The sequence below is a fragment of the Arthrobacter sp. genome (assembly GCF_031988865.1).
Classification (GTDB): domain Bacteria; phylum Actinomycetota; class Actinomycetes; order Actinomycetales; family Micrococcaceae; genus Arthrobacter_B.
The window spans coordinates 23,398-30,110 of the sequence record NZ_DALZXY010000039.1 but is presented as its reverse complement, the minus strand read 5'-3'; the positions used below and the strand labels follow the sequence as shown (position 1 = coordinate 30,110).

General features: G+C 63.0%; 7 protein-coding genes. All 7 read left to right on the top strand.

The window, feature by feature from the left end; all coding sequences use genetic code 11:
* Positions 1-785: pantoate--beta-alanine ligase (gene panC / locus RTN46_RS09030; RefSeq protein WP_312180707.1), on the top strand; the 785-nt coding region annotated here is incomplete at its 5' end.
* Between the two features lie 109 nt (positions 786-894).
* On the top strand, positions 895-2,349 hold the full coding sequence (gene lysS / locus RTN46_RS09025; protein WP_312180711.1) for a lysine--tRNA ligase: 1,455 nt from the start codon (positions 895-897) through the stop codon (positions 2,347-2,349).
* A gap of 3 nt (positions 2,350-2,352) precedes the next feature.
* Complete coding sequence (locus tag RTN46_RS09020; protein WP_312180705.1) at positions 2,353-2,544, top strand: hypothetical protein; 192 nt, start codon at positions 2,353-2,355, stop codon at positions 2,542-2,544.
* Between the two features lie 108 nt (positions 2,545-2,652).
* The gene (locus RTN46_RS09015; RefSeq protein ID WP_312180704.1) at positions 2,653-2,979 is read left to right on the top strand and encodes an Lsr2 family protein; all 327 of its coding nucleotides are present in this window, start codon (positions 2,653-2,655) and stop codon (positions 2,977-2,979) included.
* A gap of 94 nt (positions 2,980-3,073) precedes the next feature.
* Complete coding sequence (locus RTN46_RS09010; protein ID WP_312180703.1) at positions 3,074-5,587, top strand: ATP-dependent Clp protease ATP-binding subunit; 2,514 nt, start codon at positions 3,074-3,076, stop codon at positions 5,585-5,587.
* Positions 5,588-5,741: 154 nt separating this feature from the next.
* Positions 5,742-6,272, top strand: a complete 531-nt coding sequence (locus tag RTN46_RS09005; RefSeq protein WP_312180701.1) for an amino-acid N-acetyltransferase — start codon at positions 5,742-5,744, stop codon at positions 6,270-6,272.
* Positions 6,273-6,410: 138 nt separating this feature from the next.
* Positions 6,411-6,587: a CsbD family protein gene (locus RTN46_RS09000; protein WP_191745266.1), complete on the top strand. Its 177-nt coding sequence runs from the start codon at positions 6,411-6,413 to the stop codon at positions 6,585-6,587.
* Positions 6,588-6,713 lie beyond the last annotated feature (126 nt).

The window sequence follows — 6,713 nt, the reverse complement described above, 5'->3', positions numbered from 1 at the left end:
CCATGGGTGCACTCCACCACGGACATGCCGCCCTGGCGCAGGCGGCCCGGGCTGAGAATGACGTCGTTGTTGCGAGCATTTTCGTCAATCCGCTCCAGTTCGACGACGCCGCCGATCTGGCGCGCTACCCCCGCACCCTCGAGGCAGACCTGGACGTCCTCGGCGCGGCAGGCGTGGACCTGGTTTTCGCGCCCACCGAGGAAACCATGTACCCCGGCGGACCGCCGCTGGTCCGCGTCAGTTCCGGGAGCCTGGGGACCAGGTTCGAGGGCGCTTCCCGCCCCGGCCATTTCGACGGCGTCCTGACGGTCGTGGCGAAACTGCTGCACTGCGCGCAGCCGGCCGTTCCTGCGGAGTACCGAGCCTACTTCGGACAGAAGGACGCCCAGCAGGTGGCACTGATCCGGCGGATGGTGGCCGACCTCAACTTCCCGGTGCAGATCTGCCCGGTACCCATTGTCCGGGCGGCGGATGGCCTGGCGGAGTCCAGCCGCAACGTGTTCCTGGATCCGGAACAGCGCCGGAATGCGCTGGTGCTCTCCCGGGCCCTGGGCCAGCTGCGGGAGAACGCCGCCGCCGGGCTTCCGCTGGACCTGCCCGCCGCCGTCGGACTCATCAACTCACAGGCAGGAGTGGAACTGGACTACTTCGAGATCGTGGATCCGCTCACTCTGGAGCCGGTTCCGGCCGGACCCTCAGACACCCTAACGGGACCGGCGCTGGCGCTTGTGGCGGCCCGGCTGGGCAGTATCCGGCTGATCGACAACATGGAATTGCGCGGCTGAGCTGCAGTTCAGCCACGGTCCCGTCCGGGACCGGCTGCCCGGCTGGGTAGACTTAAGAACCGTGACCACCTCTAATTCCGTACCTGTTGCAGCCGATACCTCCGAGCAGATGCGCATCCGCGCGGAAAAGCGCGCCAAGCTGCTTGAACGCGGCGAGGACGCCTATCCCGTCGGCGTTGAGCGCACGCACTCGCTTCGCGAGGTCCGGGAAAAGTACGGCCACCTGCAGGCAGACGAGACCAGCGGCGAGACCGTTGGGGTCACCGGCCGGGTCGTTTTCATCCGCAACACCGGCAAGCTGTGCTTCGCCACGCTGCAGGAGGGCAACGGTACCCGCCTGCAGGCCATGCTCTCCCTGGCCGCCATCGGTGAGGAATCCCTGGCCGACTGGAAGGCCCTGGTAGACCTCGGTGACCACGTCTTCATCCGCGGTGAAGTGATTTCCTCCCGCCGCGGGGAACTCTCCGTGATGGCTGACTCCTGGTCCATGGCTTCCAAGGCCCTGCGCCCGCTGCCCGTCCTGCATGCCGGCCTGAACGAGGAAACCAGGGTCCGCCAGCGCTACGTCGACCTCATGGTCCGCGACGAGGCCCGGGATATGGTCTACAAGCGGGCATCGATTATCCGCGCGGTCCGCGACACCCTGCACGATCACGGGTACGTCGAAGTCGAAACCCCGATGCTGCAGCTGATCCACGGCGGAGCTTCCGCGCGGCCGTTTGAAACCCACCTGAATGCCTTCGATCAGCCGATGACCCTGCGCATCGCCACCGAGCTTTACCTCAAGCGTGCCGTCGTCGGCGGCATCGAGCGCGTCTACGAACTCGGCCGCATCTTCCGCAACGAAGGCGTGGACTCCACGCACAGCCCCGAGTTCACCACCCTGGAATGCTACGAGGCTTACGCCGACCAGTACGTGATGGCCGACCGGATCAAGGAAATCATCCTCAACGCCGCCGACGCCGCCGGCAGCCGCCAGATCGAGACCGAGGCCGGAACCATCGACCTCGACGGCGAATGGCGTTGGCTGTCCGTCTACCCGGGTCTCTCCGAGGCCGTTGGGCAGGAAATCACTCCGGACACGGACGCGGAAACCCTGCGCCGGATTGCCGGGGAGCGCAACGTCAAGGTGGACCCGAAGTGGGATGCCGAGAAGCTCGTCGTCGAACTGTTCGGGGAGATCGTCGAACCGACCCTGCTGCAGCCAACCTTTGTTTACGACTACCCGCCGTCGGCCCAGCCCCTGGCCCGGCCGAACCGAAACGATCCCCGCCTGATCGAGGCCTGGGACCTGATTATCGGCGGTATGGAGCGGGGCACGGCGTTCTCCGAGCTGATCGACCCGGTGATCCAGCGCGAACGCCTGACCGAACAGTCCCGCCGCGCTGCCGCGGGGGACGACGAAGCCATGGCCCTGGACGAAGACTTCCTGCGGGCCCTGGAGTACGGTGCCCCGCCCATGGGTGGTATCGGGCTGGGCATCGACCGCCTCGTGATGCTTTTCACGAACGTCGGAATCCGGGAAACAATTCTGTTTCCCCTCCTAAAGCCGGAAATGGGTTAGATCATGGAATACGTGGAAGTACTGCTGCCTTCCATTTGTGTCGCAGCTCTCTTTTATTTCGCTATGAAGGCACTGCTGAACGCCGACCGTTCCGAGCGGAAAGCGCAAGCCGAAGCTGAACGCGAGGCCGACCAGCAGATTCAGGAAGACCTGGATGCGAAGAACAAGGCAGCCGGGCCCGCCGATAAAGAATAGCTATTAAAAATGCCTCCTTGCTTTGACGTGGCATTACCAATTGCGCCATACTCGAAGTAGTCTCGAATTCTGAAACATTCCGCTGCTTTGACTGCATAGGAGCCTGACATGGCGCAAAAGGTAAAAATCATTCTGGTTGACGATCTCGACGGTGGAAGCGCGGACGAAACGATTCGTTTCGGACTGGATGGGTCACAGTACGAGATTGACCTCTCAACTGACAATGCGAAGAATCTTCGCGCGGCTTTGAAGCCTTATCTGGATGCCGGCCGCAAAACCAGTGGTCGCACCGGACGCCCCCGCGGCACCGGCGCAGCACGCAGCAATGAGGCAGCGCAGATCCGCGAATGGGCCCGCAGCAACGGCTACACAGTCTCCGAACGCGGTCGTGTCAACAGCGAGATTATCGAGGCTTACCGCGCCGCTCAGGGCTAACACCCTGCGTGAGGTCACGCCCATGGCGAACACGCCCCTTAAGCGGGGTTGGGAGCCGTAGCATCGAATTACGCGTTAGCTAGGAGTGTGCCTCATGTTTGAAAGATTTACCGACCGTGCCCGTCGCGTTGTCGTGCTTGCCCAAGAAGAGGCACGCATGCTCAACCACAACTACATCGGCACCGAGCACATCCTGCTCGGGCTCATTCATGAGGGCGAGGGTGTTGCTGCCAAGGCCCTTGAATCCCTGAGCATCTCCCTGGGTGCTGTCCGCGAGCAGGTGCAGGAGATCATCGGCCAGGGCCAGCAGGCCCCGTCCGGCCACATCCCCTTCACCCCGCGGGCCAAGAAGGTCCTTGAGCTCTCGCTGCGGGAAGCCCTGCAGCTGGGCCATAACTACATTGGCACCGAGCACATCCTGCTGGGCCTCATCCGCGAGGGTGAAGGCGTGGCAGCACAGGTCCTCGTCAAGCTGGGCGCAGATCTCGGCCGGGTCCGCCAGCAGGTCATCCAGCTGCTCTCCGGCTACCAGGGCAAGGAGCCCGTCTCCGCCGGCCAGCAGCAGGAAGGGCAGCCGGCGGGGTCCGTGGTCCTGGACCAGTTTGGCCGCAACCTCACCCAGGCAGCGCGTGAAGGCAAGCTGGATCCGGTCATCGGGCGCGAGCATGAGATGGAACGGGTAATGCAGGTGCTGTCCCGGCGCACCAAGAACAACCCGGTCCTGATCGGTGAGCCCGGCGTCGGCAAGACTGCCGTCGTCGAAGGCCTGGCCCAGTCGATTGTCCGTGGCGACGTTCCCGAGACCATCAAGGACAAGCAGCTCTACACCCTTGACCTCGGCTCGCTCGTGGCCGGTTCCCGTTACCGCGGTGACTTCGAGGAACGCCTGAAGAAGGTCCTCAAGGAAATCCGCACGCGCGGCGACATCATCCTGTTCATCGACGAGATCCACACCCTCGTGGGTGCCGGTGCCGCCGAAGGCGCCATCGATGCCGCTTCGATCCTGAAGCCGATGCTGGCCCGCGGGGAACTGCAGACCATTGGCGCCACCACGCTCGATGAGTACCGCAAGCACATTGAGAAGGATGCTGCGCTGGAACGCCGCTTCCAGCCGATCCAGGTCAACGAACCTTCCGTCGCCCACGCGATCGAGATCCTCAAGGGCCTGCGGGACCGCTACGAAGCGCACCACCGCGTGTCCATCACGGACGCGGCCCTGACTTCGGCGGCAACCCTCGCCGAGCGCTACATCAGCGACCGTTTCCTGCCGGATAAGGCCATCGACCTGATCGATGAAGCCGGTGCCCGGCTGCGCATCCGCCGTATGACCGCTCCTCCGGAGCTGAAGGAAATCGACGAGCGCATCTCCGCCCTGAAGATGGAGAAGGAATCAGCGATCGACGCGCAGGACTTCGAAGGTGCTGCCTCGCTGCGGGACAAGGAGCAGAAGCTCCAGGACCAGCGTGCCGAGAAGGAGCGCCAGTGGAAGTCCGGCGGCCTGGACGACATCGCCGAGGTGGATGAGGAACTGATCGCCGAAGTTCTGGCGAATTCCACCGGCATTCCCGTGGTGAAGCTGAACGAAGAAGAATCCACGCGGCTGCTCAAGATGGAAGATGAGCTGCACAAGCGGGTCATCGGCCAGGACCAGGCCATCAAGTCGATCTCGCAGGCCATGCGCCGTACGCGTGCCGGCCTGAAGGATCCGAAGCGCCCGGGCGGTTCGTTCATCTTTGCCGGCCCCACCGGCGTCGGTAAGACCGAACTCGCGAAGGCACTGGCTGAATTCCTGTTCGGCGACGAAGATGCCCTGATCACCCTGGACATGTCCGAGTACTCGGAGAAGCACACGGTCTCCCGCCTCTTCGGCGCCCCTCCCGGATACGTTGGCTACGAAGAAGGCGGTCAGCTGACCGAAAAGGTCCGCCGCCGTCCGTTCTCCGTGGTGCTGTTCGATGAGGTTGAGAAGGCCCACGCAGACCTGTTCAACTCGCTGCTGCAGATCCTGGAAGACGGCCGCCTGACCGACTCCCAGGGCCGGGTGGTGGACTTCAAGAACACCATCATCATCATGACGACCAACCTTGGCACCAAGGACATCTCCAAGGGCGTTATGACCGGTTTCCAGTCCGGAACCGATACCAAGACCGGCTACGAGCGGATGCGTGCACGGGTCACGGAGGAACTGCGCCAGCACTTCCGCCCCGAGTTCCTGAACCGTGTGGATGACACCGTGGTGTTCCCGCAGCTGACCCAGGACGAGATCGTCCAGATCGTGGATCTGTTCGCGGAACGCCTGGGCAAGCGTCTTGCCGAGAAGGGTATGAGCATCGAGCTCAGCCCCGCCGCCAAGATCCTGCTGGCCACCCGCGGCTACGATCCCGCCATGGGTGCCCGCCCGCTGCGCCGCACGATGCAGCGCGAGATCGAGGACCAGCTCTCTGAGAAGATCCTCTTCGGGGACCTCAAGCCGGGCGAAACGGTTTCGGTCGACGTGGAAGGCGAAGGTGACGATGCAAAGTTCACCTTCGTGGGCCACGGCGCCCCGCGGGCCATCGAAGAAGCTCCTTCAGCCATTGAGGCCGGGGCAGTCGGCGACGGCAAGTAGGACTAGCCAAACAGTAAGCAAGCAGTAAAGCAGCGCAGAAGGAGCCCCCGGAAAACCCGGGGGCTCCTTCTGCGTTAACGACTATGTGCCGGAGTTTCGAAGTTCAGGATTCCCGGTTCGCTTCTGGCCCGGGGGTAAGTCCTAGACTGAACCAATGACTCAAACCGCAGAGACAGCCCAGGTCACCGTCCGCAGCGCCCGAACTGCCGACGTCCAGCGTATTCGTGAACTGGTTGCTCCTCTTGCCGAAGAGCGGGTGCTGATCGCCAAGGAGGCCGTGGCCTACTACGAGGGCCTGCAGGAGTTCCGCATCGCCCAGGACGCAGGGGGCGAGGTGGTGGGCTGCGGTGCGCTGCACGTGATGTGGGAGGACCTGGCCGAAGTGCGCACCCTGGCTACGCACCGCGACTGGAGGGGACGCGGCGTCGGGCACCTCCTGCTGGAACAGCTGCTGGCCGATGCCGTTGAAATCGGCGTCTCCCGCGTTTTCTGCCTCACCTTTGAGGTTGATTTCTTTAAGCGCCACGGTTTCGAAGTGATGGAAAACCAAGCCGCAGTGGATCCGCAGGTCTATTCCGAACTCCTGCGATCACAGGATGAAGGCGTCGCTGAATTCCTGGACCTTGCCCGGGTGAAGCCGAATACACTCGGCAATACCCGCATGATCCGCACTGTTCGCGGATAGTGAACCGCCGGTATTTACTGGCATTTGGATACTCAATCAGATACACTAAGGGTACTTAGCATCCAGAATTGCCGGCGAGCTAACTCAATGGACTTCCATCAGGGAAGGCAGCCGGCCGATCAGAAAGCGGGTACCAATATGGGCGCAGATGACAAGATGCAGAACAAGGGCGAAGAAGTCGGCGGCAAGGTGAAGGAAGGCCTCGGGAAGGTCACCGGAAACGAGCGCATGGAAGCCGAGGGCCAGGGAGACCAGGCTAAGGCCAACGTGAAGCAGGCCGGCGAGCACGTCAAGGACGCTTTCAAGGGTAAGTAATCCCGGCACGGACCAGATTCCGTGCAGACTCCCGGTCGCTGTTGTCGCTGTTGGCCGGGAAACCCGGGAAACCCGGGAATCACTGAAGGAAGGGCTAATGCCCTTCCTTCAGTGCGTCAGGGTGTA